Source organism: Amycolatopsis sp. NPDC004378 (assembly GCF_053602455.1).
In genome coordinates this window covers 773,945-796,921 of sequence record NZ_JBSGDR010000002.1, presented here as the reverse complement: position 1 = coordinate 796,921, position 22,977 = coordinate 773,945, and the positions used below count along the sequence as shown (strand labels likewise).

General features: G+C 72.1%; 26 protein-coding genes and 1 pseudogene. 15 read left to right on the top strand and 12 right to left on the bottom strand.

Going from position 1 to position 22,977, the window contains the following annotated elements; genetic code table 11:
* Positions 1-349: 349 nt before the first annotated feature.
* Positions 350-1,798 carry a MocR-like transcription factor YczR gene (gene yczR / locus ACWEN0_RS11625; RefSeq protein WP_451971929.1) on the bottom strand — a complete coding sequence of 483 codons (1,449 nt, stop codon included), beginning with the start codon at positions 1,796-1,798 and terminating at the stop codon, positions 350-352.
* A 61-nt stretch (positions 1,799-1,859) separates the two neighbouring features.
* Between yczR and yczE the strand changes: the two genes are divergently transcribed.
* Positions 1,860-2,501, top strand: a complete 642-nt coding sequence (yczE, locus tag ACWEN0_RS11620; protein ID WP_451971926.1) for a membrane protein YczE — start codon at positions 1,860-1,862, stop codon at positions 2,499-2,501.
* On the opposite strand, the gene ACWEN0_RS11615 is transcribed toward yczE, so the two are convergent.
* Both ACWEN0_RS11615 and ACWEN0_RS11610 read right to left on the bottom strand, forming a co-directional pair.
* Positions 2,498-3,025: a Clp protease N-terminal domain-containing protein gene (locus tag ACWEN0_RS11615; RefSeq protein WP_451971923.1), complete on the bottom strand. Its 528-nt coding sequence runs from the start codon at positions 3,023-3,025 to the stop codon at positions 2,498-2,500. The two genes, yczE and ACWEN0_RS11615, sit on opposite strands and share 4 nt — an antisense overlap.
* Positions 3,025-3,234, bottom strand: a complete 210-nt coding sequence (locus tag ACWEN0_RS11610; protein WP_086675674.1) for a sigma factor-like helix-turn-helix DNA-binding protein — start codon at positions 3,232-3,234, stop codon at positions 3,025-3,027. The genes ACWEN0_RS11615 and ACWEN0_RS11610 overlap by 1 nt, the downstream gene beginning before the upstream one ends.
* A 91-nt stretch (positions 3,235-3,325) precedes the next feature.
* Between ACWEN0_RS11610 and ACWEN0_RS11605 the strand changes: the two genes are divergently transcribed.
* Entirely contained in the window at positions 3,326-4,111 is a 786-nt protein-coding gene (locus ACWEN0_RS11605; RefSeq protein WP_451971920.1) for a protein phosphatase 2C domain-containing protein, read from the top strand.
* Between the two features lie 35 nt (positions 4,112-4,146).
* Positions 4,147-4,704: pseudogene (locus tag ACWEN0_RS11600) on the top strand (DUF998 domain-containing protein); the annotation flags it as partial.
* An 87-nt stretch (positions 4,705-4,791) separates the two neighbouring features.
* On the opposite strand, the gene ACWEN0_RS11595 reads toward ACWEN0_RS11600, so the two are convergent.
* On the bottom strand, positions 4,792-5,820 hold the full coding sequence (locus tag ACWEN0_RS11595; protein WP_451971917.1) for a D-cysteine desulfhydrase family protein: 1,029 nt from the start codon (positions 5,818-5,820) through the stop codon (positions 4,792-4,794).
* A gap of 89 nt (positions 5,821-5,909) precedes the next feature.
* Between ACWEN0_RS11595 and ACWEN0_RS11590 the strand changes: the two genes are divergently transcribed.
* From ACWEN0_RS11590 to ACWEN0_RS11580, 3 genes are read left to right on the top strand one after another with little or no spacing between them, the layout of a single operon-like run.
* Positions 5,910-7,286, top strand: coding sequence for an amidase (locus tag ACWEN0_RS11590; protein WP_451971914.1), 1,377 nt, complete (start codon positions 5,910-5,912; stop codon positions 7,284-7,286).
* A complete protein-coding gene (locus ACWEN0_RS11585; protein ID WP_451971912.1) occupies positions 7,253-7,828 on the top strand; it encodes a TetR/AcrR family transcriptional regulator in 576 nt (191 codons plus the stop codon). Before ACWEN0_RS11590 ends, ACWEN0_RS11585 begins: the two co-directional genes overlap by 34 nt.
* Positions 7,828-8,697 (top strand): oxygenase MpaB family protein, encoded by an 870-nt coding sequence (locus ACWEN0_RS11580; RefSeq protein WP_451971909.1) that lies wholly within the window; start codon positions 7,828-7,830, stop codon positions 8,695-8,697. Before ACWEN0_RS11585 ends, ACWEN0_RS11580 begins: the two co-directional genes overlap by 1 nt.
* Here ACWEN0_RS11580 and ACWEN0_RS11575 read toward each other — a convergent pair.
* A complete protein-coding gene (locus tag ACWEN0_RS11575) occupies positions 8,678-9,232 on the bottom strand; it encodes a CGNR zinc finger domain-containing protein (protein WP_451971906.1) in 555 nt (184 codons plus the stop codon). The two genes, ACWEN0_RS11580 and ACWEN0_RS11575, sit on opposite strands and share 20 nt — an antisense overlap.
* Before the next feature lie 53 nt (positions 9,233-9,285).
* Between ACWEN0_RS11575 and ACWEN0_RS11570 the strand changes: the two genes are divergently transcribed.
* From ACWEN0_RS11570 to ACWEN0_RS11550, 5 genes are all read left to right on the top strand, one after another.
* Positions 9,286-10,140, top strand: coding sequence for an alpha/beta fold hydrolase (locus ACWEN0_RS11570; RefSeq protein WP_451971903.1), 855 nt, complete (start codon positions 9,286-9,288; stop codon positions 10,138-10,140).
* Positions 10,141-10,236: 96 nt separating this feature from the next.
* Positions 10,237-11,634 carry a hypothetical protein gene (locus ACWEN0_RS11565; RefSeq protein ID WP_451971901.1) on the top strand — a complete coding sequence of 466 codons (1,398 nt, stop codon included), beginning with the start codon at positions 10,237-10,239 and terminating at the stop codon, positions 11,632-11,634.
* Positions 11,631-12,023, top strand: a complete 393-nt coding sequence (locus ACWEN0_RS11560) for a FixH family protein (protein WP_451971898.1) — start codon at positions 11,631-11,633, stop codon at positions 12,021-12,023. The genes ACWEN0_RS11565 and ACWEN0_RS11560 overlap by 4 nt, the downstream gene beginning before the upstream one ends.
* 17 nt (positions 12,024-12,040) lie before the next feature.
* Positions 12,041-13,183 (top strand): hypothetical protein, encoded by a 1,143-nt coding sequence (locus ACWEN0_RS11555; RefSeq protein ID WP_451971895.1) that lies wholly within the window; start codon positions 12,041-12,043, stop codon positions 13,181-13,183.
* The gene (locus ACWEN0_RS11550) at positions 13,176-13,721 is read left to right on the top strand and encodes a hypothetical protein (RefSeq protein WP_451971892.1); all 546 of its coding nucleotides are present in this window, start codon (positions 13,176-13,178) and stop codon (positions 13,719-13,721) included. Before ACWEN0_RS11555 ends, ACWEN0_RS11550 begins: the two co-directional genes overlap by 8 nt.
* Positions 13,722-13,851: 130 nt before the next feature.
* On the opposite strand, the gene ACWEN0_RS11545 is transcribed toward ACWEN0_RS11550, so the two are convergent.
* Positions 13,852-14,106, bottom strand: a complete 255-nt coding sequence (locus tag ACWEN0_RS11545; RefSeq protein ID WP_451971889.1) for a DUF397 domain-containing protein — start codon at positions 14,104-14,106, stop codon at positions 13,852-13,854.
* Positions 14,107-14,391: 285 nt separating this feature from the next.
* Between ACWEN0_RS11545 and ACWEN0_RS11540 the strand changes: the two genes are divergently transcribed.
* Positions 14,392-14,661 (top strand): hypothetical protein, encoded by a 270-nt coding sequence (locus ACWEN0_RS11540; protein ID WP_451971887.1) that lies wholly within the window; start codon positions 14,392-14,394, stop codon positions 14,659-14,661.
* A gap of 3 nt (positions 14,662-14,664) precedes the next feature.
* Positions 14,665-14,919 (top strand): hypothetical protein, encoded by a 255-nt coding sequence (locus ACWEN0_RS11535; protein ID WP_451971884.1) that lies wholly within the window; start codon positions 14,665-14,667, stop codon positions 14,917-14,919.
* A gap of 69 nt (positions 14,920-14,988) precedes the next feature.
* On the opposite strand, the gene ACWEN0_RS11530 is transcribed toward ACWEN0_RS11535, so the two are convergent.
* From ACWEN0_RS11530 to ACWEN0_RS11515, 4 genes are all read right to left on the bottom strand, one after another.
* Positions 14,989-15,594 (bottom strand): class I SAM-dependent methyltransferase, encoded by a 606-nt coding sequence (locus tag ACWEN0_RS11530; RefSeq protein WP_451971881.1) that lies wholly within the window; start codon positions 15,592-15,594, stop codon positions 14,989-14,991.
* Positions 15,591-16,439 (bottom strand): SAM-dependent methyltransferase, encoded by an 849-nt coding sequence (locus tag ACWEN0_RS11525; RefSeq protein WP_451971878.1) that lies wholly within the window; start codon positions 16,437-16,439, stop codon positions 15,591-15,593. The genes ACWEN0_RS11530 and ACWEN0_RS11525 overlap by 4 nt, the downstream gene beginning before the upstream one ends.
* Positions 16,436-17,263, bottom strand: coding sequence for an SAM-dependent methyltransferase (locus ACWEN0_RS11520; RefSeq protein WP_451971875.1), 828 nt, complete (start codon positions 17,261-17,263; stop codon positions 16,436-16,438). The genes ACWEN0_RS11525 and ACWEN0_RS11520 overlap by 4 nt, the downstream gene beginning before the upstream one ends.
* Before the next feature lie 88 nt (positions 17,264-17,351).
* On the bottom strand, positions 17,352-18,215 hold the full coding sequence (locus tag ACWEN0_RS11515) for a helix-turn-helix domain-containing protein (RefSeq protein WP_155548665.1): 864 nt from the start codon (positions 18,213-18,215) through the stop codon (positions 17,352-17,354).
* A gap of 235 nt (positions 18,216-18,450) precedes the next feature.
* Between ACWEN0_RS11515 and ACWEN0_RS11510 the strand changes: the two genes are divergently transcribed.
* Both ACWEN0_RS11510 and gndA read left to right on the top strand, forming a co-directional pair.
* The gene (locus tag ACWEN0_RS11510) at positions 18,451-19,371 is read left to right on the top strand and encodes an MBL fold metallo-hydrolase (RefSeq protein WP_451971873.1); all 921 of its coding nucleotides are present in this window, start codon (positions 18,451-18,453) and stop codon (positions 19,369-19,371) included.
* Positions 19,372-19,435: 64 nt separating this feature from the next.
* Positions 19,436-20,875: an NADP-dependent phosphogluconate dehydrogenase gene (gndA, locus tag ACWEN0_RS11505; protein ID WP_451971871.1), complete on the top strand. Its 1,440-nt coding sequence runs from the start codon at positions 19,436-19,438 to the stop codon at positions 20,873-20,875.
* Positions 20,876-20,972: 97 nt separating this feature from the next.
* Here the strand turns inward: gndA and ACWEN0_RS11500 are convergent, their stop codons facing one another.
* Positions 20,973-21,707 carry a Clp protease N-terminal domain-containing protein gene (locus ACWEN0_RS11500; protein ID WP_451971868.1) on the bottom strand — a complete coding sequence of 245 codons (735 nt, stop codon included), beginning with the start codon at positions 21,705-21,707 and terminating at the stop codon, positions 20,973-20,975.
* 32 nt (positions 21,708-21,739) lie between these two features.
* Complete coding sequence (locus ACWEN0_RS11495) at positions 21,740-22,963, bottom strand: NAD(P)/FAD-dependent oxidoreductase (RefSeq protein ID WP_451971865.1); 1,224 nt, start codon at positions 22,961-22,963, stop codon at positions 21,740-21,742.
* Positions 22,964-22,977: the final 14 nt, after the last annotated feature.

Sequence of the window (22,977 nt, the reverse complement as noted above, 5' to 3'; positions counted from 1 at the left end):
CCCGCCCGCCCCCAAAACCACCCCCCCACCCACTCCCCCCGCCCGCCCCACGCGGCCCGGCGGTTGCCGAGCTCGGGGGCGGGGCCGCCCGCCCCCCGCGGCGCCGGGACCCACACCGGGCGTGCTCCGGGAGTCTTCGCTCACCGCGCCGAGCGAAGATTCGTCAAGCGGAGAGCACGCCTGAGCCGCCGGCTTCCCGGCACGTCGAGGGGCTGTGCCGGGAAGCCGCGGCACCCGCGAACGGGGTCACGCCCGTGAGCGGGAGTGTGGAACAACGAACCGGTGCGCTGGATGCACACGAACGCCGCCCATCCCTGGGAGCAGGCTCGCATCCAGCGCACCGGTTCGTTCATGCGATCGGGGCGTCCAGCGAAGCCGGGGTGCCGCTGACGGACGCCGCCGCGGCGCTCAGCCGCCGGACGGCCTCGTGGCTGCGGTCCGGGGGCAGCGAAAACGGCAGCCGGATCCAGCGCTCCAGCCCGCCGTGGACGCCGAAGCGCGAGCCCGGCGCCACCTGGACACCGTGGCTCGCCGCCGCCACCGCCAGCCGTGAGCTCACCGGCTCCGGCATGCGGCACCACAGCGACAGGCCGCCCTTCGGCAGGGTGAACGTCCAGTCCGGGAGCAGCCCGCGCACGGCGCCGGCGAGGGCGTCGCGGTAGCCGTGCAGCTCTTCGCGACGGCGGGCGAGCGCCGTTTCGTCGCTCAGCAGCTCGCTGAGCACGAGCTGCTCGAACACGGGTGAGCCCAGGTCGACCGCGTAGCGCGCGGAAACCAGCCGGCCGAGCAGGTCCTCCGAGGCGCGGATCCAGCCGAGCCGCAGCCCGCCCCAGTGCGTCTTCGACGCCGAGCCGACGCAGATCGCCAGGTCACCGGCGAACGCGGCCAGCGGCGGCGACCCGTCGAGCGGGTCGCCTTCGAGGTCCAGCTCGACGAGCGTCTCGTCGACGACGACGGGGGTCCTGGCCCGCGCGAGCACCGCGCCGAGCCGTTCGCGGCCTTCGGCGTCCAGGCGCAGGCCGGTCGGGTTCTGGAAGTCGACGACGAGGTAGGCGAACCGCGGCGACGCCTGGCGCAGCGCCGCGTCGACGCCCGCGATGTCCCAGCCGCGGCCGCCGGCCGGGTCGAGCGCCACGGGCACCGGGATCGCGTGCGCGGCGCGGATCGCTTCCAGCGCGTTCGGGTACGTCGGCTGCTCGACCAGCACGCGGTCGCCGGGGCCCGCGAGCATCCGCAGGACCAGGACGAACGCGTGGTGCGCGCCGTTGGTGACCATCACCTGCGCGGGGGTCGTCGGCAGCCCGCGTTCGGTGTAGCGCCGGGCGATCTTCTCCCGCAGCCCGAGCAGGCCGCGTTCCTGGTAGCCGTGGTCGCCGAGGTGGTCGGCCAGCAGGACGCGCGCCGTGTCGACCGCGGCGGCCGTGCCCGCGATGGCCGGCGAAGACGCGTGCGTGAAGTCGATCGAGTCGCCGCCCGCCGGGGCGAGCGGGCCGCGGCGACGCCGTCCCGGCGCGGCGATCCACGACCCCGCGCCGCGGCGGCTCGCCACGAACCCGTTCTCCCGCAACCGGTCCAGGGCCGAGCCGATCAGCGTCCGGCTGGCGCCCAGCGCGTCGGCCAGCTCCCGCTCGGCGGGCAGCCGGGTGCCCAGCGGGAGCTGGCCGTCCAGCACCTGCAGCTCGATCGCGGCGGCCAGGTCGGCCGCGCCCTGCCGGGAGCCGCCTTGCCGCCACGAGCCCAGCATGACGGCCAGTCGGGGACCAGAGATGCGTCCACCCAACGGGACGAGCGTTTCCATAAGGCCAATATCCTGGAATTGGCTATGGTTTACAAGGCCACTTCCCGGCGATAGTGAGGTCGTGGCTCAGATCGATCTCCGGCCCGTCCGGATCTCCCGCGACCCCGTCCGGCGCAGCGCCCAGCTGCTGTTCGGCCTCACGCTCTACGGCACCAGCGTCGCCGTCGTCACCCGCGCGCGTCTCGGCCTCGAACCGTGGAGCGTGCTGGCCGAAGGCGTCATGAAGCACACCGGGCTGACGTTCGGCACGGTCACCGGGCTGATCTCGGTGGTCGTGCTGCTGCTGTGGATCCCGCTGCGCCAGCGGCCCGGGATCGGCACCATCGCGAACGTCGTGGTCATCTCGGTGGTCGTCGACCTGGTCCGCGCGGTGCTCCCGGACCAGCACGACCTCGGCTGGCAGATCGCGCTGCTCGTCGGCGGCGTCGCGCTCAACGGCGTCGCGACCGCGACCTACGTCGGCGCCCGGCTCGGTCCCGGCCCGCGCGACGGCCTGATGACCGGCCTCGCCGGGTGCACCGGCTGGTCGGTCCGGCTGGTGCGCACCGGCATCGAGGTCACCGTGGTCGCCATCGGCTTCCTGCTGGGCGGGACGGTCGGCGTCGGCACCGTGCTCTACGCCCTCGCCATCGGCCCGCTCACCCAGGCACTGCTGCCACTGACCACGTGGCGCGAACCTCAGCAGCGCGAGCAGGGTCACTAGCCCGCTTTGCGCTGCTGGACGGCCCGGCGCAGCGTCGGGTAGTCGGCGCCGCGGCGGGCCAGCACCTCGTCGGTGTCCCCCTGCTGGGCCAGCGCCAGCAGGATGTGCTCCTGCCCGAGGTGCTTGTCCCCCAGCCGGACGGCTTCCTTGAGGCTCAGCTCCAGGGTCTTCTTCGACTGGGCCGTGAACGGGATGTGCCCGCGCTTGGCCGGGCCGAGGCGGCCGGCCAGCGCGCCCTCGCCGTGGGTCCGCTCGACGCTCTCGACGATCTGCTCGACGTCGATGCCGAACTCCGTCAGCGCTTCGGCGTCGGCGTCGCTGACCCCGCCGCGACGCCGGGTGCGCGCCAGCTCGGCGGCCACCTCCTCGGCGGAGATGCCCAGCTCGGCGAGCACCGGCACGGCCACCTTGACCAGCCCGGCCAGCAGGTGCGCGGGCCGGATCTCCGCCGCCCCGGACTCCCGCGCCACGATCTGCGCTTCGACGACCGCCAACCGCGCGTCCGCCGTGAACCGCTCGAACATCAGTGCCTCCCGTACTTCTTGTGCACGGCCTGCCGGCTGACCCCCAGCTCGGCGGCGATCTCCTGCCACGACCAGCCGTCGATCCGCGCACTGCGGACCTGCACGGCCTCCAGTTGTTCCACCAGCCGCCGGAGCGCGGCGACCGCACGCAGTCCCACCCGGGGATCGCGGTCGCCGGCCCGGGCGGCCAGGTCCGTCGCTTCCGTCATGTCTGTCAACCTACGTTGACAACGCGAGCCTGTCAACCTGAGTTGACACCGTCGGCGTGAAGGTCCTCCTCCGCCGACGTAGAGTCGGGCGATGCCCGAGATCGTGATCGCCGAACGGGCCGGGGTGGGCGCCGGTGGCCACCCGCGTCCCACCGAAGACCACGTCGTCGTCCTGGACAACGCGGTGCTCGTCCTCGACGGCGCCACCTCGTCGGACCCGTCGCAGCCCCCGGGCGGCTGGTACGCGGAACGGCTGGCCCGCCGCCTCGCCGAAGACCTCCGCGCGGCCCCCGAAGCCGACCTGACCGACACCCTGACCAGCGCGATCGCCGCCGTGACGCGGGACAACGCCCTGCGGCCGCGGCAGTCGCCGTCGAGCACGGTGGCCGCGGTGCGCTGGCTGGACGACCGGGTCGACGCCCTGGTGCTCGCCGACAGCCCGGTGATCGGCTTCGGCGAGTTCGGCGTCGACGTCGTCTCCGACGACCGGCTCGCGCGGCTGCGGCGGCGCGGGATGCTGCAGACCGGCGCGGACGTCCGGCGCCGGCGCAACGCCCACGACGGCTTCTGGGTCGCCGAAGCCGACCCCGGCGCGGCCGCGCACGCCGTGCGCCGCAGCTGGCCGCGGGGAGCCGTCGAGGCCGTCCTGCTCGCCAGCGACGGCGTTTCCATCGGCGTCGACCAGTACGAGCTCTTCGACTGGCGCGAAGTCCTCGCGATCACGCGCGCCGACGGGCCGGATTCGATCCTGGACGCCGTCCGCACCGCGGAAAAGCAGGACCCGGACGGCGAACGCTGGCCGCGTCCGAAGCGCCACGACGACCAGGCGCTCGTGCTGGTCGACTTCGGTTCCGGGGGAATTCAGGGTCTTCCCTGATCACGGCCGTCCCGTTTCCCGAGAACCTGGAGGACATGGGGACGGAACAGGGGAAGCGCACGAGACCGTGGCGGCTCGTGGCGCTGGGCGCGATCGGCTGGGGGCTCTTCACGGCCGTGGTGCTGCACATCATCAGCTCGCACGACCCGGTGTACGACACGCTGTCGAGCTACACCGTGACCGACCGCGGCGAAGGGATGCTCGCCGCGAGCGTGCTTTCGCTGGCCATCGGCTCGCTGGCTGTGCTCGGCGCGCTGCACGTCGCCGGGGTCCCGCTGTCGCGGACGACCCGGCTGCTGCTCGCGTTGTGGTCGCTCGGGCTCGCGGCGGCCGCCGTGTTCCCGGCGAGCTACCCCGAGGCGCCGGACCCGGTGAGCGGCGAAATCCACCTCTACGCGTGCCTGGTCGCGTTCCTCAGCCTGCCCGGCGCGGCGATCTCGCTGCTGGAACCGTTGCGGGGACGGCAAGAGCGCGTCGCCGTCGTGCGCGCGATCCGGCTGACCGCGGTCGCGTTCGGGCTGTTCGCGCTGAGCTTCGTGTTCGTGCGGCTCAGCGAGGCCGGCGTCGAGCCGTTCCACGCGGTCTCGGACGCGTTCCCGATCGGCGTCACGCAGCGGCTGCTGCTGATCGCCGACGTCGGGCTGCTCTGCACGCTGCTGCGGGTCGCGACCCGGCTGGAGTCAGCCTTCGACGGCCGCCGCGAATTCGGGCGCGTAGCCGTAGAGGCCGGGCATCCCGCCGGTGTGCAGGAACACCACGTGGTCGTCCGGGGCGAAGTGGCCCGCCCAGTCGACCAGCGCGGCGGCCACCTTGCCGGTGTAGACGGGGTCCAGCACGACCCCCTCGGTGCGGCCGAAAAGGCGTAGCGCGTCCCAGACGGCGTCGGTCGGGATGCCGTAGCCGGGGCCGAGCGTCGAGTCGCCCATTTTCGTGTGGGCAAGGGAGGGCGGCTCGACGCCGAGCAGCTTCGCCGCACCGGCGGTGAGCTCGCGCAGGTTCTCGGTGGCTTCGTCGAGCGGGTGGCTGACGCAGGCGATGCCGACGCCGAGGTTTCCGAGGAGCGCGGTGGCCAAGGCCACGCCGGCCGCCGTACCGCCGCTGGCGTGCGGGACGACCAGGTGGGCCCGCTCGACGCCGCGTTCTTCGAGCTGGTGCGCGAGTTCGCGGGTGGCGCGGACGTAGCCGAGCGCGCCGAGGTCGTTGGAGCCGCCGACGGGGATGGTGGCGACCTTCCGGCCCTCCTGCGCGGCTTCGGCGATGAGGCGGTCGTAGGTGCGGCCGGTCTCCTCGCCGTCGGTACAGACGTGGACCGTCGCGCCGAAGAGCTTGTCCAGCGGCAGGTTCCCGCCGCGCTCGTACGCGTCGCCGTCGCGAGGGACCTTCGCGGTGAGGACGAGTTCGCAGCGCAGGCCGAGCTTCGCGCACGCGGCGGCCGTCTGACGGCCGTGGTTCGTCTGCAGCGCGCCGAAGGTGACGACCGTGTCGGCGCCGGCCTCGAGCGCGGCGCCGAGGTGGTATTCGAGCTTGCGCAGCTTGTTGCCGCCCGCGCCGAGCGGGTGGACGTCGTCGCGCTTGAGCCAGAGGTTCCGCAGGCCGAGCACCTCGCCGAGCCGGGGCGCTTCGTGCAGCGGCGTCGGCCAGCCACCGAGGTCGACGCGCGGGATCGAGTCGAGGGCGGGGTCGGGGAACCCGGCGAAGTCGAACGTCATCAGCCCACCTTAGAACGCCCGGGGAGTAGCCGGAGACCGTCGGTATCCGGTAACGTTCGTTCGAACGAACGAGAACACAGGGAGGTGCCATGACCGCCACGAGCCTGGACTTCACCGGTCTCGCCGCGCAGGCCGCGCAGCTCGCCGCCGGGGAGGTCACCTCCGCCGAGCTGACCGCGACCGCGCTCGGCCGCGCCCACGCGAGCCAGCCGACGCTCAACGCGTTCCGGCACCTGCGCGACGACGCCGCGCTCGCCGAAGCCGCCGAGGCGGACGAGCGGCTCACGGCCGGCGACCGGAAACCCCTGCTCGGCGTGCCCGTGGCCATCAAGGACGACGTCGACCTGACCGGCCTCCCCACGTCCTTCGGCTGCCCCGGCGAGTTCCCGGTCGCGACGTCCGACGCGCCCGCCGTCGCGCTGCTGCGCGAAGCCGGCGCCGTCATCATCGGCAAGACCAACACCCCCGAGCTGGGCCAATGGCCGTTCACCGAGGGCCCGGCCTTCGGTGCGACGCGCAACCCGTGGCACACCGGCCACACCCCCGGGGGTTCTTCAGGCGGGAGCGCGGCCGCGGTGGCGTCGGGGGTCATCGCGGCCGCGCTCGGTTCCGACGGCGCCGGTTCGGTGCGCATCCCGGCTGCGTGGACCGGGCTCGTCGGCATCAAGACCCAGCGCGGGCGGATCCCGACCGAAAGCGAGCTGTTCCACGGCCTGACGGTGCTCGGCCCGCTCGCCCGGACCGTCGAGGACGCCGCCCTGCTGCTGGACGTGGCCGCGGACGCCGGCACCACGTTCCGGACCGCCGCCGCGCGCGAACCCGGCCGGCTGCGGATCGGGCTGTCGACGCGGATCCCGTTCACCGCGACCAAGACCCGGCTCGACCCGGTCGTCGAGGCGAACGTGCGGCGGCTCGCGGAGTCCCTGGCCGGGCTGGGCCACGAGATCGTCGAGGTCGAGCCGGACTACGGGCTGATCGGCCTGACGTTCCTGCCGCGCTCGCTCACCGGCGTCCGCGACTGGACGTTGCGGGTGCCCGACCGGTCCGGGCTCGACAAGCGCACGCGCAGCAACGCCGGCCACGGGCGGCTGCTCGCCGGGCCCGCGCTGCGCCTCGCCCGCGCCTTCGAGCCGGGCCTGCACCGGCGGATCGGCTCGGTGTTCGGCCGCGTCGACGTCCTGCTGACCCCGACCACCGCCACTCCGCCACCGCCGATCGGCACGTTCGACGGGCTGTCCGGCTGGGAGACCGACCAGGCCATGATCGCCGCCTGCCCGTACGCTTGGCCGTGGAACGTGCTGGGCTGGCCGGGGATCAACGTCCCGGCCGGGCAGACGGCCGGCGGCCTGCCGCTGGGCGCGCAGCTGCTCGGCCCCTCGCACGCCGAGGAGCGGCTGGTTTCGCTCGCCGCGCAACTGGAAGAGGTCGAACGGTGGCCGGAGCGGCATCCCGAGACAAGCTGGTAAGCACCCGGGAAGCCATCCTGCGCGGCGCGCTAACGGTCGTCGGCGAGCACGGCGTCGGCGGCCTGACGAACCGCCGGATCGTCGCCGCGGCCGGCGTCTCGCTCGGCACGTTGACCTACCACTTCCCCAGCCAGACGGCGTTGCTGCGCGAGGCGATGCTGCTGTTCGTCGAGGAGGAGACCGCGAAGCTCGGCGCGATCGTCGACGGCTACCGCGCGGACGGCTTGAGTGTCGAGCAGGCCGCGTCGGTCGTCGAGCACGTGATCGCGCAGCTGCCCTTCGGCGCCGACGAGCTCGGCGCGCACGAGCTGTACCTCCAGTCCGCGCGGGATCCCGAGCTGCACGAGGCTTCTTCGCGCTGTTTCGCGGCGTACGACGAGCTGGCCGTGACGATCCTCGAAGCGCTGGGTGTGCCGGACGCACGCCGGCTGGCCGGGCCGGTCGTCGCGCTGATCGCCGGGCTGCAGCTGCGTCGCCTGGCGACCGGCGAGACGGACACGCCGGTGGCCGAACCGCTGATGATGCTGCTCCGCGGGGCTTGATGGCCCCGCCGGTCGTCCGCGGCACGGCGGCGTGGAGGTACTTCGGCGACTTCCGCGACGGGCTGCTGGCCGGGCAGGTGCTGGTGCTGCAGGTGGCGCACCCGGTCGTCGCGGCGGGCGTGCGCGACCACTCGGACTACACGTCGGATCCCTGGACGCGCCTGATGCGCACGGGTGCGTCGCTGTCGATCTACGTCTACGGCGGTGCCGCGGGTGCCCGGGTCGAAGCCGCGCGCCTGCGGGACCTGCACCGGTCGTTCACGGGCGTTTCGGACGGACGCCGGTACAGCGCACTGGATCCGCTGGCGTACGCGTGGGTGCACGCGACGCTGGTGAAGGTTCCCGTTGACGCGCAACGGTTCTTCGGCCGTCCGCTGTCCGGGCCGGAGCTGGCGGAGTACTACGCGCAGATGTGCGACGTCGGCCGGATGCTCGGCGTGCGCGAGCGTGATCTGCCGCCGGACTGGGCGAGTTTCGAGCGGTACTACGACGAGATGGTCACCGGGTTCGCGGGCAATGCGACGATCGACACGCTCTTCGAGACGATCCGGACGGTGGCGAAACCGGTGCGGTGGCTGCCCGATTCGGCGTGGCGGTGGCACGGCCGGATCCAGATGTTCCTGCTGCGGGCGACGTTGCCGCCCGCGCTGCGTGACCGGCTCGGTCTACAGTGGACTCTTCGCGACCAGCAGCGGTTCCTGCGGTTCGCCCGCGTGGTGCGCGTTCTCGCGACGCCGGTCCCGGCCGGGCTGCGGACGGCGCACATGCGGTGGATCGGCAAGCTCAACGTCTGGTTCCGCGCCCATCCCCAGGCCTACCAACGGCTGATCGGCAGTCACGGCCCGGGAGCTACTCCTCACGACCGCTGACCCGGGCGTAGTGGGCGCGGGCCTTGGCGCGGTTGCCGCAGCGGGCCATCGAGCACCACTGGCGGTTCCGCCGCGGCGAGGCGTCGCAGAAGCGCAACCCGCAGTCGTCCGCCGCGCACACGCGCACCGCGGCGTCGCTCGTCGCCAGGTCGATCGCGTCCGCCGCCAGTGCCGCGAACGCCGCCGCCACCGGGTCCTTCGGCGCGGGGACCTCGCGGCGCAGGCGGCCGTCGGTCACGACGAGCCGCGGCGGAGGCGCCGGCGCCGAGGCCGCCGCGTTGTTCACCAGGTCGACGTCCATCGAGTCCGGCAGGTCGGGAGCCAGCAGCACCCGGTCCACGGCCTCGCGCAACGCCTTCGCGGCCAGCACGTTCCCCGCCGTCACACGCACTTCGCCCGTCGTGAACCCGGCGAGCGCGAGCCACTCCCCCAGCGCGGCGGGCCCGGTCAGCAGCTCGACACCCTCGTCGTGACGCGCGCGCAGCGTGTTGACCAGGTCGAGGCACGGCCGTCCGCCGTCGAAGACCCATTCCATGCCGTCATTCTAACCCTTGAAGACAGTTAGAAGCAGCGGTACCGTCTAACCTTATGAACCGGTTAGAGAAGATGGCCACCGTCGACGGACTCCGGATGCACTACCTCCAGGCCGGCGACGGCCCGCCCCTGTTCCTGCTGCACGGCTGGCCACAGACGTCGCACTGCTGGCACCAGGTCCTCGGCCCGCTCGCCGAGACGCACACCGTCATCGCCCCCGACCTGCGCGGCTACGGCCGCACCGACAAACCCCGGACCGGCTACGACAAGCGCACCATGGCCGCCGACATCGCGAAACTCGCCGACCACCTCGGCTTCGACCGCACGGCCGTCGTCGGCCACGACCGCGGCGGCCGCGTCGCGCACCGCTGGGCCCTCGACCGCCCGGACCAGGTCGAGCGCCTCGCCGTCCTGGACATCGCCCCGACCCGCGCGATGTGGCAGCGCCTCGACACCGGCGTCGCGAAGGCCTACTGGCACTGGCTCTTCCACCTCCAGCCCGACCTCCCCGAACTCCTCGCGGGCCAGAACATCGCCGCGTACCTGGGCTACTTCTTCGAACGCTGGACCTACCAGCGCCACGGCCTCGCCCCGGACGCCGTCGCCGAGTACGTCCGCGCGTTCTCCCAGCCCGGCGCCCTCCGCGCGGGCTTCGACGACTACCGCGCCTCCTTCCCGGACGACGCCGAACTCGACGACGCCGACTTCGCCGCCGGAAAGCGCGTCACCCAGCCACTTCTCGCGCTCTGGGGCGCGAACGGCCTGCTCGGCACCCTGCCCACGCTCGAAATCTGGCAGGAGTACGGCACGGACGTCACCGGCCGGGCAATCGCCGAGTGCGGCCACTTCCTGCCCGAAGAACAGCCGGAAGAAGTGGTCTCCCACCTGCGGAAGTTCCTGGACCCCTGAGATCCCCGGGGGCGCCGGTCCCCCGCACCGGGGACCGGAGTTCCCTCCCCGCCGTGACGCCCGCCACCCGCGGTCGTGGCTAGGTTCGGACCCACGATGGGGACCAAACCGAAATTCGCGTTGCTGGTGCTGCTGGCCGTCCTGGGGATCGCGGCCGGCGGCGGGACCGCGTACGCCGACGGCGCACCATCCGGCACCGACGTCCAGGTCGCGCAGACACTCGGCGCGCGCGAGCTGACCGTGATCATCCGCCGGGTCGACGTCACGCCGTCGCCGCTGCGGGTCGACGTCGTGACGCACCAGGGCACCGCGCCCGGCACGCTGCACCTGGCCGTCGCGGCCGAAGGCGTCGTGACGTCGCGGGCCGACGTCGTCCTCGGCGCCACGCCGGGCGTGTACCCGGGGAATCTCCAAGTCGGCAAGCCGGGTCCGTGGGAGCTGTCGCTGGGCGACGGGACCGGGCCCGCGGCGACGATCCCGTTCATCGTGCCCGCGCGGGTCGTGCCGCCGTGGGAAAAGGCGACGTACGGCGGTTTCGTCGCGGCGGGCGTCTTCCTGCTGCTCGCCCTCGTGGTGGCGATGCGCGCGAAACGCACCGCGTTCGCGCTGATCCCGGCGGGCGGCGTGGTCGCGGCGATCGCCGTCGCGGTCACCGGCGCCCTGCTGTCGGCGAGCACTCCCGCGCCGCCCGCGCCCGGCAGCCAGCTCGACCCGACGTTCGACAACGTCACCGATCCGTATGCCAGTTCCCGGTTGTCCACAGTGGACTACTCGCGACCACCGGTGAACCTGGCCGTGCGGGCGGAGGGCGGCGAACTGGCGCTGCGCCTCACCGACGGCGCCACCGGGCGGCCGGTCGACGACCTGCTCGTCCACGACAACGCGTTCGTGCACCTGGTGCTCGTCTCGCCGTCCGGGCGGATGAGCCACCTGCACCCGGTGCGCGTCGCGCCCGGCGACTACCGCGTCGGCGTCGCGGATCCCGAACCGGGCACGTACGCCGTCGCCGCGGAACTCGTCCGCCGCGGTGGCGGGGTCCAGCTGGCCCGGTCCACTGTGGACCTGCGGGGCCCGGCCGCCCCGGCGCCCGAACCACCCGGCGCCGGACCGCGGACGATCGACGGCACGCCGGTGGAACTGAGCGTCACCCCGGGCACGCCGACGACGATCACCGCGCACTTCACGACGCAGGACCTCCAGCCGTGGCTGGGCATGCTGGGTCACCTCATCGTCGCCGGGCCGATCACCGGCGAGGTCGGGGCGTCCGCCGCGAAGGCACCCACGTGGGCGCACGTCCACGCCATGGTCCCGCCGGTCGCCGGGCAGGTCGACCGGCCCGACGAGACGGTCGCCGCGTATGGCCCCGACGTCAGCTTCACCTACACCTTCGCCGCCCCCGGCCGGTACCGGGTCTGGCTGCAGGCCGAGCGCGGCTACCGCGTGCTCACCGTCCCCGCCGTGCTCGACGTCCCCACGACAGGAGCAGGCCGATGAGACGTCCGACGGTCCTGGTCGCGCTGGTCGCGCTGGTCGTCGCGACCGGGGCCGCCTGGCTGCTCTGGGGCGGCGGAGGCGCGAAAGCCACCACGCAGCAAGCGGTTTCCGGGCCGTACACGGTCCAGTTCTCCGCGGACGAGCCGCGCATCGGCGGCAACACCTTCGCGGTGGCGGTGACCGGGCCCGCGCCCGACGCCGTCACGGTCGCGCCGGTCATGGCGCAGATGGGGCACGCGTTCGCCCCGGTGACCGCGGCCCCGGACGGGCCCGGGCGCTTCCGCGCGGCGGACGTCGGGCTGCCGATGGCCGGGCAGTGGGAGATCACGGTGTCCCTGCGCGGACCCGGCGGGCCCGCGCAAGTCGTTTTTCCGTTGTTGGTCAAGTAAAGGAGGAGGTCGGGGGAATGGATCTCACCGCATCCGGGGTCAGGACGGCTTCGGTGGCGAAACAGGCGCGAACGGGGTTGCTGCCGGCGAACGTCGTGCTCGGCGGGTCGCTGCTGTCGCTGGTCGGGCTGACCTGGGACATCCAGTGGCACAGCGACGTCGGGCCGGACACGTTCTTCACGCTGCCGCACTTGTTCCTGTACGCGGGCAGCGCGGTCGTCGGCCTGGCGAGCCTCGCCGTCGTGCTGCTGACGACGGCGGCGCGGCGCGCGGGCCGACCGATCGACGCGCGGGTCGGCGGGCGCGTGGTCAACGTGTTCGGCAGGACGTTCGCGGCGCCGCTGGGTTACCTGGTGTCCGGCGTCGGGGCGGCGACGTTCCTGCTGTACGGCCTGTGGGACCAGTGGTGGCACGGGCTCTACGGCTTCGACGCGGTCATCGACTCGCCGCCGCACATCGGGCTGCTGCTGTCGATCACGGTGTCGCTGATCGGCACGACCGCGGTGTTCGCGGCCGCGCGCGAGTACCGCTGGGGCCGGCTCGGCACGCTGGCGTCGCTGACCGTGCTGCTCACGTTCGGGCCGGTGCTGGCCCTGGGCCTGCAGCAGGTGCCGGACGACTACGCCGACGCCGTGGCGATCGGAACGTCGATGGTGGCGGTGCTGCTGGTCGCCGTCGGCGCCGGGTTCCTGCGGCGCCCGGGCGGCGCGGCCGGCACCGCGGCACTGGTCCTGGTCGTGCAGGGGATCTTCTGGTGGTTCTCGCCGTGGGCCGCGAAGGCGTACGCCGACCTGGTCGATCTTCCGCTGCGGGACGCGATTTCCGGCGTGCCGGAGATGCCGTCGCTGACGCCGCTGGCGTTGCTGCCGGTGGCCGCGCTGATGGAACTGGGGTACCTCGCGGGCCGGCGCCGGGGGTGGCGCGCGGGCCGGGTGTCCGTGGCCGTCGGCGGGATCGCCGGGGTGCTGATCGGGTTGAGCCTGCCGGTGCAGCGCGTCCTGCTCTACTCCGGCGCGCACCTGCCGCCGTCGTGGTACCTGCTGACGACCGCGCTGCTCAGCGGGCTGTTCGGGCTGCTCGGCGGGTTCGCCGGGTGGCGGTTCGGCGGGATGCTCTGCCTGCTGGCGCCCGCGAAGAAGGGGGAAACCGCTGATGCGTAAAGGACTTGTCGCACTGGGCGCCGTCGCCGGACTGCTGTTCGCGACCGCGGCGCCGGCGAACGCCTACGAGCCGGTCAACATCGTGCACACCGAGCACGTGCAGGCCGGGCCGTACGGGCTGACGGTCGGGTTCAGCACCTGGCCGCTGAAGGCCATGCAGTCACTGGACTTCACGTTCATCCCCGACGGCGGGATCGAGGACAAGTCCGGCACGCTCACGATGGTCAACCCGGAGGGTGGCAAGAACCGGACGCAGCCGCTGGTGCGGCACCCGCGCAAGCGCGACGTCTGGGGCCTGGACGTCCGGTCGATGCCACGGCCGGGCGAATGGACGTTCCACTTCACCGTCAACGGCCCGGCGGGCACCGGATCCGGCGACCTGCACGCGCTGCCGGTGCTGGAACAACCGGGGCCACCGATGGGGCTCAGCTGGGCGATCAGCACGCTGCCGTTGATCGGGCTCGTCGTGCTCGTGGTCATCGCCTGGCGGCGGACCCGCGGCCGGCTGCGCGGGGGTGAGCTTCCGGCAATCGGGTGAGATTCCCCTCACATTCGGCACTCGGCCGTATCCGGGCGGTCGCGAAGGCCTCCTTCCTCACAGCAGGAAGGGGGCCTTCACCATTCAGGGACACGGACGGGTGATCATGATCACCTCCACGGGGGAGGGATCAGGCGGGCAGGTCGAACTGCCCGGCCTTCACGGCGACCAGGAACGCTTCCCATTCGGCGGTGTCGAACACGAAAACGGGGCTGGTCGAGAGCTTGGTGTCGCGGACGCCGATCAGACCTTCGCGCCCGAGGTTGACCTCGACGCAGCTCCCACCGTTGGGCTCGCTGGCGAACGACTTCTCCCAGGCAGCCTCTTCGAACAGGGACACGGCCGTGTTCGGATCGTAATCCGCGAACGACGGATAATCCGCCATGGGTCGTACCTCCGAGGATCGATGGGGGGCGCGGCCGTGACCTGGTCGAAAGTACCCGCTCCCGGCTACTCAGTGTCTCAATGGAGTACGCCGCACGGCCAAGCGGGTGATCAACTAGGTCCGGCCTCGACATGAAGATTATTCCAGGAGTAGGATTAATCGCATCGGCCGGGGCGCTGGTGTCGGTGAATGACTGCCTGCATGCGACGGGCGGTCCCCGAACGCAGGCCACTGGCTGACGACCGACAAAACCACCACCGCAGGACCTCATGGGGGAGGATCAGCGTGATCGTCGAGGACAGCGCGCCACCGAGCGCGCTCGTCGTGGGCAGGCTCGCCAAGGGAACCGCCGGCGAGGCCCGCCGGGTCGTCCACGTCTTCGGACTGGGCGCCGCCCGCAGCACGACCCACCTGGTCCGAACCAAGTGCGGGGAAGCGCTTACCCGTGCCGATGTGGAATGGCTGGCCCCCGGGGCCGGCATGCCGTGCGAACCCTGTCTCGGACTGGCCGGCGGCGAACCCGCCCGGTCACCGCGACGAGAGCTGGGGGTGTAGACGATGGCCGTCCGGCTGAACTCGCTCTTCCGCCGCGAGGAAGAAGAGCACCGTGGCCGCCGGGGAATCGGGAACGAGCTGCGGAACCGCTTCGGCTTCAGCCTGATCCAGGCGCCCCTGCGCAAGACGACGACGTGGGCCGCCGACCAGGACCTCCCGCTGCGGCACTACTCCGACGGCGTCCGCACGACCCGCCCGCTGGAGACCGCGATCGACCTGACGCCGTTGCTGCGCGGCCGGATCGGCTCGCGCGTCTGAGCGCCTGACTGCCCCACCACCACAAGAGCCCCGGTTCCCTGATGGGACCGGGGCTCTCGCCGCGTCGGGCTACGGTTTCCGCAGCAGCAGCCGTCCTTGGCGGAACGGGCGCTCCCCCTCGACGGGCTCGCGGTACATCCGGCCCACTTCGCCGAGCCCCGCCGAGGCCGCGATGCGCATCAGTTCGTCGAGAGGCCACCGGTAAGCCGTCGTGACCTTGTGGTCGAACTCCGAGACCGGGCCGTCGCCGGCTTCGAAGAAGCCCAACAGAACGTGACCGCCGGGCGCCAACGTCCGGGTGAATTCGGCGAAGTACCCCGGTACCTCCGACGGTGGTGTGTGGATCACCGAATACCACGACAGGATCCCGGCGAGCGACGCGTCGGGGAGGTCCAGGGCCGCCATCGAACCCACTTCGAACCGCAGGTCCGGAAGCGCCGCGCGCGCCAGGGAAACCATCTCCGGCGACACGTCGACGCCGAACGCGTCGAGGCCCAGCTTCACGAGGTGAGCCGTCAGGTGGCCGGGTCCGCAGCCGAGATCGGCGACCGGGCCGTGGCCGCGCACGAAGTCCGCGAACGCGGTCCACGCGGCCCGGTCCAGCGGGTCGCCGTCCCAGATGCCGCGGACGAACTCCGCGTACTGGACGGCGACCGCGTCGTAAGCCGCCGTCACGGTTTGCGGCCGAGGCCGCAGATGTGGCCGACGAAGGCCGGGTCGTTCGCGAGCTTCTTCGTGGCCTTGGACTCCATCTCCTCGGGGTGCCACTCCGGGAGGTAGACGATGCCGGGCTCGACCAGTTCCAGGCCCTCGAAGAACTCCGTGAACTCCGCGCGCGAGCGCAGGTGCAGCGGCGTGCTCGACTTGTTGTACTGCGCCATGATCGACTCGCGGCTCTCCGAGTCGGCCATGTTCTCCAGGCCGTCGCTCGTCAGGTGGGAAGACAGGAAGTACGAGCCGGAAGGCAGCAGCGACAGGTACTTCTGGATGGTCTGGGCCACCGGCTCGTCCTCGCCGAGGAAGTACAGGACGCCGACGATGATCAGCCCGATCGGCCGGTTCGGGTCGAGGACGCCGGTGTCGAGGGCGCGCTTCCAGATGTCGGCCGGGTCGCGCAGGTCGCCCTGCAGCACCGCGTGCCGGTCGGCGACGCCCTCCTTCTCCAGCAGGATCTGCGAGTGCGCCACGGCGACCGGTTCGTTGTCGACGTACACGCACCGCGCGTCCGGGTTCACCGACGCCGCGACCTCGTGCACGTTGCCGACCGTCGGCACGCCCGAGCCGAGGTCGAGGAACTGGTCGATGCCGTTGCGCGCCAGGTACCGGACCCCGCGGCCGAGGAAGTCACGGCCGACGCGCGCGACGGTCTTGATCATCGGGAACGTCTTGACGGCCTGCTCGCCGAACTGCCGGTCGATGGCCCAGTTGGCGTCGCCGCCCAGGAACCAGTCGTAGATGCGCGCGGCGTTCGGGCGTTCGAGGTCGACGCCTTCCGGGGCTTCGGGGTCCTGCGTGGTCATGGGCTTCCTCCAGGCTTGCGGCCGACACCGCCGACCACGCTCGCGAGGGGGACCGTGGCGGCGCCGGGCTCGGGACGCCACTCTCCCACAGGCACGATCCCCGGCTCGACGACGTCGAAGTTACCGAAGAACGCGGCGATCTCGTCGAGCGACCGGGAAACCGCCGGCGAGCTCGACCGCTCGGACAGCTTCACGAGCCGCCGGATCTGCTCCAGCTCGTCGCCCTCGACGCCGGACTCGGTCGCGTGCGAAAGGACGTACGCCGACCCGGGCGCCAGCAGCGTCCGGTAGTCGCGGATCGCTTCGCGCACGCCCGTGATGTCCGGCAGGAAGTGCAGCACGGCCACGCTGAGCAGGCAGATCGGCCGGTCGGGGTCGAGGACGCCGGTGGCGAGCGCCGCGTCCCAGACCTCCCGGGCGTCGCGCAGGTCGGCGTGCAGGACGGCGTGGCGCCCGGGGTCGCCTTCCTCGTCGAGCAGGATCCGCCCGTGTGCGACGGCGACCGGCTCGTTGTCGACGTACACGCAGCGGCTGTCGTCGGCGTACTCGTCGGCGACCTCGTGCACGTTGCCGGCGGTCGGGATGCCGGAACCGAGGTCCAGGAACTGGGTGATGCCCAGGGAAACGCAGAACCGCACGGCCCGGCCGAGGAAGTCGCGGTTGCTCCGGGCGAGCGTCTTCGCCAGCGGGAAGGCCTGCACCGCCTGCTCGCCGTACTGGCGGTCGACGGCCCAGTTCGCGGTGCCGCCGAGCGCCCAGTCGTAGATCCTCGCCACGTTCGGCCGGTCGAGGTCGACCGCTTCGGGGAGGAAGTCGGGGTCCACGATCTTCACTTCCGGTGGATTCCAGCGCAACAGACCGACTCTACCGAAAGTTGTTCACTGCCCGGGACACCTCGGGCCGCCGTTCGCCCTATTGGAGCTGCTGCATCTGGCCGCGGTAACCCTCCGCAAGCTCCTTGAGGAACTGGCGGGTCTCTTGCCGCTCCAATGCCGCACCCCGCAGCCGGTCCCACGAGTCGACGAAGATGTTGAAGTCCTTGACGTCGTCGAGGTACAGCCCGCCGGCCGAGTGCTCGATGTAGACGAAGTCCCGGGTGCGGTCCGGGAACCGCATGATCGTGAAGTCGTTGGGCACCGCGGCCAGCCGCGCGCCGAAGGGCAGCACGTGCACGTAGACGCGGGGGTGGCGCTCCAGCGAGAGCAGGTGCTCGACCTGGTCCAGCATCACCGCGGGCGCGTACCCGCCGGGCGCCCGGCGCAACGCGCCTTCACTGATGATGAACCGGTAGTAGGGCGGCTGCTGCTGCTCGAACACGGCCTTGCGGTCGAGCCGGTTGCGCACCAGGGACGTCACGTCCGTCGCGCCGGCCTCGGTGAACTGCTTGAGCATGTAGTGCTCGGACTGCAGCGGGCCCGGGATGCGCTCGCCGTGCCAGGTGAGGATCTCCGCGGCCGCGGGTTCCAGGTCGGTGAAGGTGCGGAACCAGTGCGGCACCACCGAGCGGTAGCCGGACCAGTGGCCGCGCTGCCCGGCGGCGGCGCGCGCCAGGTTCATCAGCGTGTCGGCCTCTTCGCCGTTGATCCCGAACGCGTTCAGCATCGATCGCACATCCCCGAGCTTCACCCCGACGGCACCGGACTCGATCTTGTTGACCTTGCCCTGGGTGCAGCCGAGGACTTCGGCGACCTGCTGCTGCGTCATCCGCGCCGCGGTCCGAGCGTGCCGGAGCTCGTTCCCGAGCTGCTTCCGGCGCGAGGTGACGGTGCTGGCCATCGCCCTGCTCTCCCGGACCACTACCAAGCAACGGCGGCCACCGGCCGCCGTCGCACGCGAACTATCGAACCCACCCAGGTTAGTGCTTCACCTTGCGGATCTCGATGATGACATCGCGCAGCGTTCCAGGAAATGTCGCGGAATGCCAGTCACTGCGGTCTTCACTCGCCTGGACCAGCGGATTCGTGACCTTTCGGCCAACCGGCGGGCAGCGGAGGAGGGCATAGTGGGGCGCGTGACCGATCGCTCGCCCTCCGCCGCCGCCGTCACCCGGCTGGCCGACCAGGCCCAGGCGTACGTCCAGCCGGACGGCTCCTGGTACATCAACAACTGCGGGTTCGTCGACGCCGGCGACCACACCGTCCTCATCGACACGTGCTCGACCGAGCGCCGCACGCGCGCGCTGCTCGACGCCGTCGAGGCCGCCACCGGGAGCCCGGTGACGACCCTGGTGAACACCCACCACCACGGCGACCACACCAACGGCAACTACCTCGTCGCCGGCGCGACCGTGATCGGCCACCGCAAGACGCGGGAGCTGATGGTCGCCGAGGGCATCCAGACCTACGAAGGCGTCTTCACCGGCAGCGAGTGGGGCGAGCTGCGGTCGCGGCCGCCGGAGGTCGTGTTCGACGACCGGCTGACCGTGCACGCCGGCGACGTCACCCTCGAGCTGATCCACCCCGGCCACGCGGCCCACACCACCAACGACGTCCTGGTCTGGCTGCCCGAGCAGCGCGTGCTGTACGCCGGCGACCTGGTGTTCAACGGCGGCAGCCCGTTCGCGCTGATGGGCTCGGTGGCCGGCTGGCGCGCCGGGCTGGACGTCATCCGCGAACTCCAGCCGGACGTGATCCTGCCCGGGCACGGTGGTCCGTGCGGGCTCGACGTGGTGGAGACCGTCGACCGGTACCTGGCCTTCGTGCAGGAGACGGCGAAGCGCGGGAAGGCCGCCGGCCGGTCGCCGCTCGAGCAGGCGAAGGAGACGGACCTCGGCGAGTTCGCGTCGATGACCGAGCAGGAGCGGCTGCCGGGCAACCTGCACCGCGCGTACGCCGAGCTGGACGGCGCCGGGTGGGGCGCGCCGATCGACCTCGCCGCGGCCGTGCTGGACATGGTCGCGATCAACCGCGGCCCGATCCGCTGCTTCTCCTGAACTTGCGGCACCCGCTCGCCGTGGGACTACTGTCTGAATCGAGAGAGTCTTCGGAAGGATGCGGATGAGCAAGAAGGCGAGCATCGGGGTCACCGGGCTGGCGGTCATGGGCCGCAACCTGGCCCGCAACCTGGCGCGGCACGGGCACACGGTGGCCCTGCACAACCGGTCCGAGGAGCGGACCCGCGCGCTGGTGGAGCAGTTCGGCGACGAGGGCGACTTCATCCCGGCGTACTCGGCGCAGGCGTTCGTCGACGCGCTGGAGCGGCCCCGGCAGGTCGTGATCATGGTCAAGGCGGGTGACCCGACGGACGCCGTCATCGAGGAGTTCGCGCCGCTGCTCGAAGAGGGCGACGTGATCATCGACGCCGGCAACGCGCACTTCGCCGACACGCGCCGCCGCGAGAAGGCGCTGCGCGAGCGTGGCCTGCACTTCGTCGGCAGTGGCGTCTCCGGCGGAGAAGAAGGCGCCCTGCACGGGCCGAGCATCATGCCCGGCGGCTCGAAGGAGTCGTACGAGTCGCTCGGCCCGCTGTTCGAGGACATCTCGGCGAAGGTCGACGGCGAGCCGTGCTGCACGCACATCGGCGCGGACGGCGCCGGCCACTTCGTCAAGATGGTGCACAACGGCATCGAGTACGCCGACATGCAGCTGATCGCGGAGTCGTTCGACCTGCTGCGCCACGCGGGCGGCTACGCCCCCGCCGAGATCGCCGACGTGTTCCGCACGTGGAACACCGGCCGGCTCGACTCCTACCTGATCGAGATCACCGCCGAGGTGCTGGCGCACGTCGACAAGGCGACCGGCAAGCCGTTCGTCGACGTCGTCGAGGACGCCGCCGAGCAGAAGGGCACCGGCCGCTGGACGGTGCAGATCGGCCTCGACCTCGGCGTCCCGATCTCGGGCATCGCCGAAGCCGTCTTCGCGCGTTCGCTGTCCGGGTCGAAGCCGCTGCGCGCGGCGGCCCGCGGCCTGGGTGGGCCGTCGGCGGCGCCGCTGTCGGGATCCTCGCTGGAGCGATTCGCGGACGACGTCGAGCAGGCGCTGTACGCGTCGAAGGTCGTCGCGTACGCGCAGGGCTTCAACCAGATCCAGGCCGGCGCGACGGAGTACGGCTGGGACATCGACCTGGGCAAGGTCGCCTCGATCTGGCGCGGCGGCTGCATCATCCGCGCGAAGTTCCTCAACGACATCACCTCGGCCTACGCCGACGAGCCCGCGCTGCCGACCCTGCTGACGTCGGGCGGCTTCCGCAAGGCGGTCGAGGACGCGCAGGACTCGTGGCGGTCGGTCATCTCGACGGCGGTCCGGCTCGGCATCCCGACGCCGGGCTTCTCGACGGCGCTGGCCTACTACGACGGCCTCCGCGCCGACCGCCTCCCGGCCGCGCTCGTGCAGGGCCAGCGGGACTTCTTCGGCGCCCACACCTACCGCCGCGTGGACCGCGAAGGCTCGTTCCACACGGCCTGGGCCGCCGACGGCCGCCCGGAATCCGAAGCCTGAGTGTTGTGCTGCTCTGATCGGGGAGACCCCCTGGTCCTTCCCGATCAGAGCAGCGTCACCAGCACCACGGCCAGGAGCGCCGCGGCCAGCAGCACCCTCATCCCCGGGCGGCGAGGATTTCCGCCAGCACCTCCTGGATCTTGGCCTCGGCCCGGTCCTTCTTGACGCCCAGGCCGTCGAGCACCTCGAACCCGGCGCCTTCGCGTTGTTCCAGCACTGCCAGCAGGATGTGCTCGGTGCCGATGTAGTTGTGCCCGAGCCGCAGGCCCTCGCGCAGGGTCAGCTCGAGGGTCTTCTTCGCGGTGCCGGTGAAGGGCATCGGGTCCGGCGCCGGGACGACCGCCTCGGGCAGCCGCGCCTCGGCGGCCTCCCGCACGGCGTCGAGCGAGACGCCCTGGGCCATGATCGCGCCCGCCGCGAGGGCCGCGGGTTCGGTGAGCAGGCCCAGCACGATGTGCACGGTGTCGATGCCGGGGCTGCCGTGCTCGGCCGCCGCCTTCTGCGCCTCGACCACGACGTGCCGGGCCCGGTCGGTGTAGCGGCCGTAGACGCGTTCGATGGTCCCGCTCGGGTCGCCGCCGGGGTCGACCTTCGGCACGAACCGCTTCTGCGCGGCCTGTTTGGTGACGCCCATGCTCTGGCCGATCTCCGTCCAGGAGGCACCGGAGCGGCGGGCCTGGTCGACGAAGTGGCCGATCAGGTGGTCGGCCACCTCGCCCAGGTGCTCGCCCATGTAGACGGCGTCGGACAGCTGGGCGAGGGCGTCCTTGTCGTTGTTGCTCTTGATCGCGCTGATGAGGTCGTCGAGTTTGACGTTCGCAGGAAGGTCCATGCCGTCAACTGTAGGTTGACGATCCTTGGTCGTCAACCACGAGTTGACGATAGGTGTCCCTTCAGGTTGAAGTCGCTCGCTTCGAGGTCCGCGTACCGCGGGTGCGGATCGGCCGTGAACAGCCGCCGCGCGGCGATGTGGTCGGCCGGCCGGTTCACCGACTCGACCGCGATGAGGACGTCGTCGCGGAAGGACAGCACGGAGAACTTGCCCGCCGCCTGGTCACCGGCGACGACGGTCCGGTCGGCACCCGCAAGGATCCCGGCGATCTGCAGCTTCGCGCCGGACTGGTCGGTCCAGAACCACGGCAGGCTCGCGTAGGGCTCCTCGGTGCCGGTGATCGCCGCGGCCACGCACCGGGCCTGGTCGACGGCGTTCTGCACGGACTCCAGCCGGGTCGCGGCCCCCGCCTGCACGCACGGGAAGTTCGCGCAGTCGCCGATCGCGAAGATCCGGTCGTCCGCGGTCCGCAGGTGCGCGTCGACGACCACGCCGTTGTCCACGGGGAGGCCGGCGTCCGCGGCGAGCGTCGTCTCCGGCACGACGCCGACGGCGACGACGACCAGGTCGGCGGGCAGCCGGGTGCCGTCGGACAGCTCGACTTCCCGCACCCGTGAGTCACCGTGCAGCGCCGAGACGCCCTGGCCCAGCAGGACCTTGTGCCCGGCATCGCGGTGCAGGTCGGCGAAGTAGGCGGAGATCTCGGGCGTCGCGACGCGGTTGAGCAGCCGGTCCTGCGCCTCGACGACCGTCACCGGACGCCCGGCGTGCGAGGCGAACTCCAGTCCGATGAAGCCGCCGCCGACCACGACGACGTCCGAAGCGGAGGCCAGGGACTCCCGGAGCCGGTCGGCGTCGTCACGCGTGCGCAGGGTCAGCACGCCCGGCAGGTCCGCGCCGGGCACGGGCAGCGTCCGGTTGCGCGAACCGGTCGCCAGGACGAGGTGGTCGTAGGCCAGTTCGGTGCCGTCTTCGAGCCGCACTCGCGAGGCCGCGCGATCGATCGACGCGACCCGGCCGGCGACCAGCTCGATGTCCTTCTCGGCGAAGAAGTCCTCCCCGCGCAGGTGCAGCTGCGCGACCCCGGCGGTACCGGCCAGGTAGGCCTTCGACAGCGGCGGCCGCTGGTACGGCACGCCCGGCTCGTCCCCGATCAGCACCAGCCGGCCGGCGAAGCCGCGGTCCCGCAACGACGCTACGGCCTGGAACCCGCTTTGCCCCGCCCCGACGACGAGAACCGTGTTCTGTGCACCCATACCCGCCATCCGAT

What these genes read in the sequence shown, in the direction of transcription:
- yczR (WP_451971929.1), bottom strand. Translation starts at nt 1,798, where the DNA reads ATGGAAACGCTCGTCCCGTTGGGTGGACGCATCTCTGGTCCCCGACTG.
- ACWEN0_RS11615 (WP_451971923.1), bottom strand. Translation starts at nt 3,025, where the DNA reads ATGTTCGAGCGGTTCACGGCGGACGCGCGGTTGGCGGTCGTCGAAGCG.
- ACWEN0_RS11610 (WP_086675674.1), bottom strand. Translation starts at nt 3,234, where the DNA reads ATGACGGAAGCGACGGACCTGGCCGCCCGGGCCGGCGACCGCGATCCC.
- ACWEN0_RS11605 (WP_451971920.1), top strand. Translation starts at nt 3,326, where the DNA reads ATGCCCGAGATCGTGATCGCCGAACGGGCCGGGGTGGGCGCCGGTGGC.
- ACWEN0_RS11595 (WP_451971917.1), bottom strand. Translation starts at nt 5,820, where the DNA reads ATGACGTTCGACTTCGCCGGGTTCCCCGACCCCGCCCTCGACTCGATC.
- ACWEN0_RS11590 (WP_451971914.1), top strand. Translation starts at nt 5,910, where the DNA reads ATGACCGCCACGAGCCTGGACTTCACCGGTCTCGCCGCGCAGGCCGCG.
- ACWEN0_RS11580 (WP_451971909.1), top strand. Translation starts at nt 7,828, where the DNA reads ATGGCCCCGCCGGTCGTCCGCGGCACGGCGGCGTGGAGGTACTTCGGC.
- ACWEN0_RS11575 (WP_451971906.1), bottom strand. Translation starts at nt 9,232, where the DNA reads ATGGAATGGGTCTTCGACGGCGGACGGCCGTGCCTCGACCTGGTCAAC.
- ACWEN0_RS11570 (WP_451971903.1), top strand. Translation starts at nt 9,286, where the DNA reads ATGAACCGGTTAGAGAAGATGGCCACCGTCGACGGACTCCGGATGCAC.
- ACWEN0_RS11565 (WP_451971901.1), top strand. Translation starts at nt 10,237, where the DNA reads ATGGGGACCAAACCGAAATTCGCGTTGCTGGTGCTGCTGGCCGTCCTG.
- ACWEN0_RS11560 (WP_451971898.1), top strand. Translation starts at nt 11,631, where the DNA reads ATGAGACGTCCGACGGTCCTGGTCGCGCTGGTCGCGCTGGTCGTCGCG.
- ACWEN0_RS11555 (WP_451971895.1), top strand. Translation starts at nt 12,041, where the DNA reads ATGGATCTCACCGCATCCGGGGTCAGGACGGCTTCGGTGGCGAAACAG.
- ACWEN0_RS11550 (WP_451971892.1), top strand. Translation starts at nt 13,176, where the DNA reads ATGCGTAAAGGACTTGTCGCACTGGGCGCCGTCGCCGGACTGCTGTTC.
- ACWEN0_RS11545 (WP_451971889.1), bottom strand. Translation starts at nt 14,106, where the DNA reads ATGGCGGATTATCCGTCGTTCGCGGATTACGATCCGAACACGGCCGTG.
- ACWEN0_RS11535 (WP_451971884.1), top strand. Translation starts at nt 14,665, where the DNA reads ATGGCCGTCCGGCTGAACTCGCTCTTCCGCCGCGAGGAAGAAGAGCAC.
- ACWEN0_RS11525 (WP_451971878.1), bottom strand. Translation starts at nt 16,439, where the DNA reads ATGACCACGCAGGACCCCGAAGCCCCGGAAGGCGTCGACCTCGAACGC.
- ACWEN0_RS11515 (WP_155548665.1), bottom strand. Translation starts at nt 18,215, where the DNA reads ATGGCCAGCACCGTCACCTCGCGCCGGAAGCAGCTCGGGAACGAGCTC.
- gndA (WP_451971871.1), top strand. Translation starts at nt 19,436, where the DNA reads ATGAGCAAGAAGGCGAGCATCGGGGTCACCGGGCTGGCGGTCATGGGC.
- ACWEN0_RS11500 (WP_451971868.1), bottom strand. Translation starts at nt 21,707, where the DNA reads ATGGACCTTCCTGCGAACGTCAAACTCGACGACCTCATCAGCGCGATC.
- ACWEN0_RS11495 (WP_451971865.1), bottom strand. Translation starts at nt 22,963, where the DNA reads ATGGGTGCACAGAACACGGTTCTCGTCGTCGGGGCGGGGCAAAGCGGG.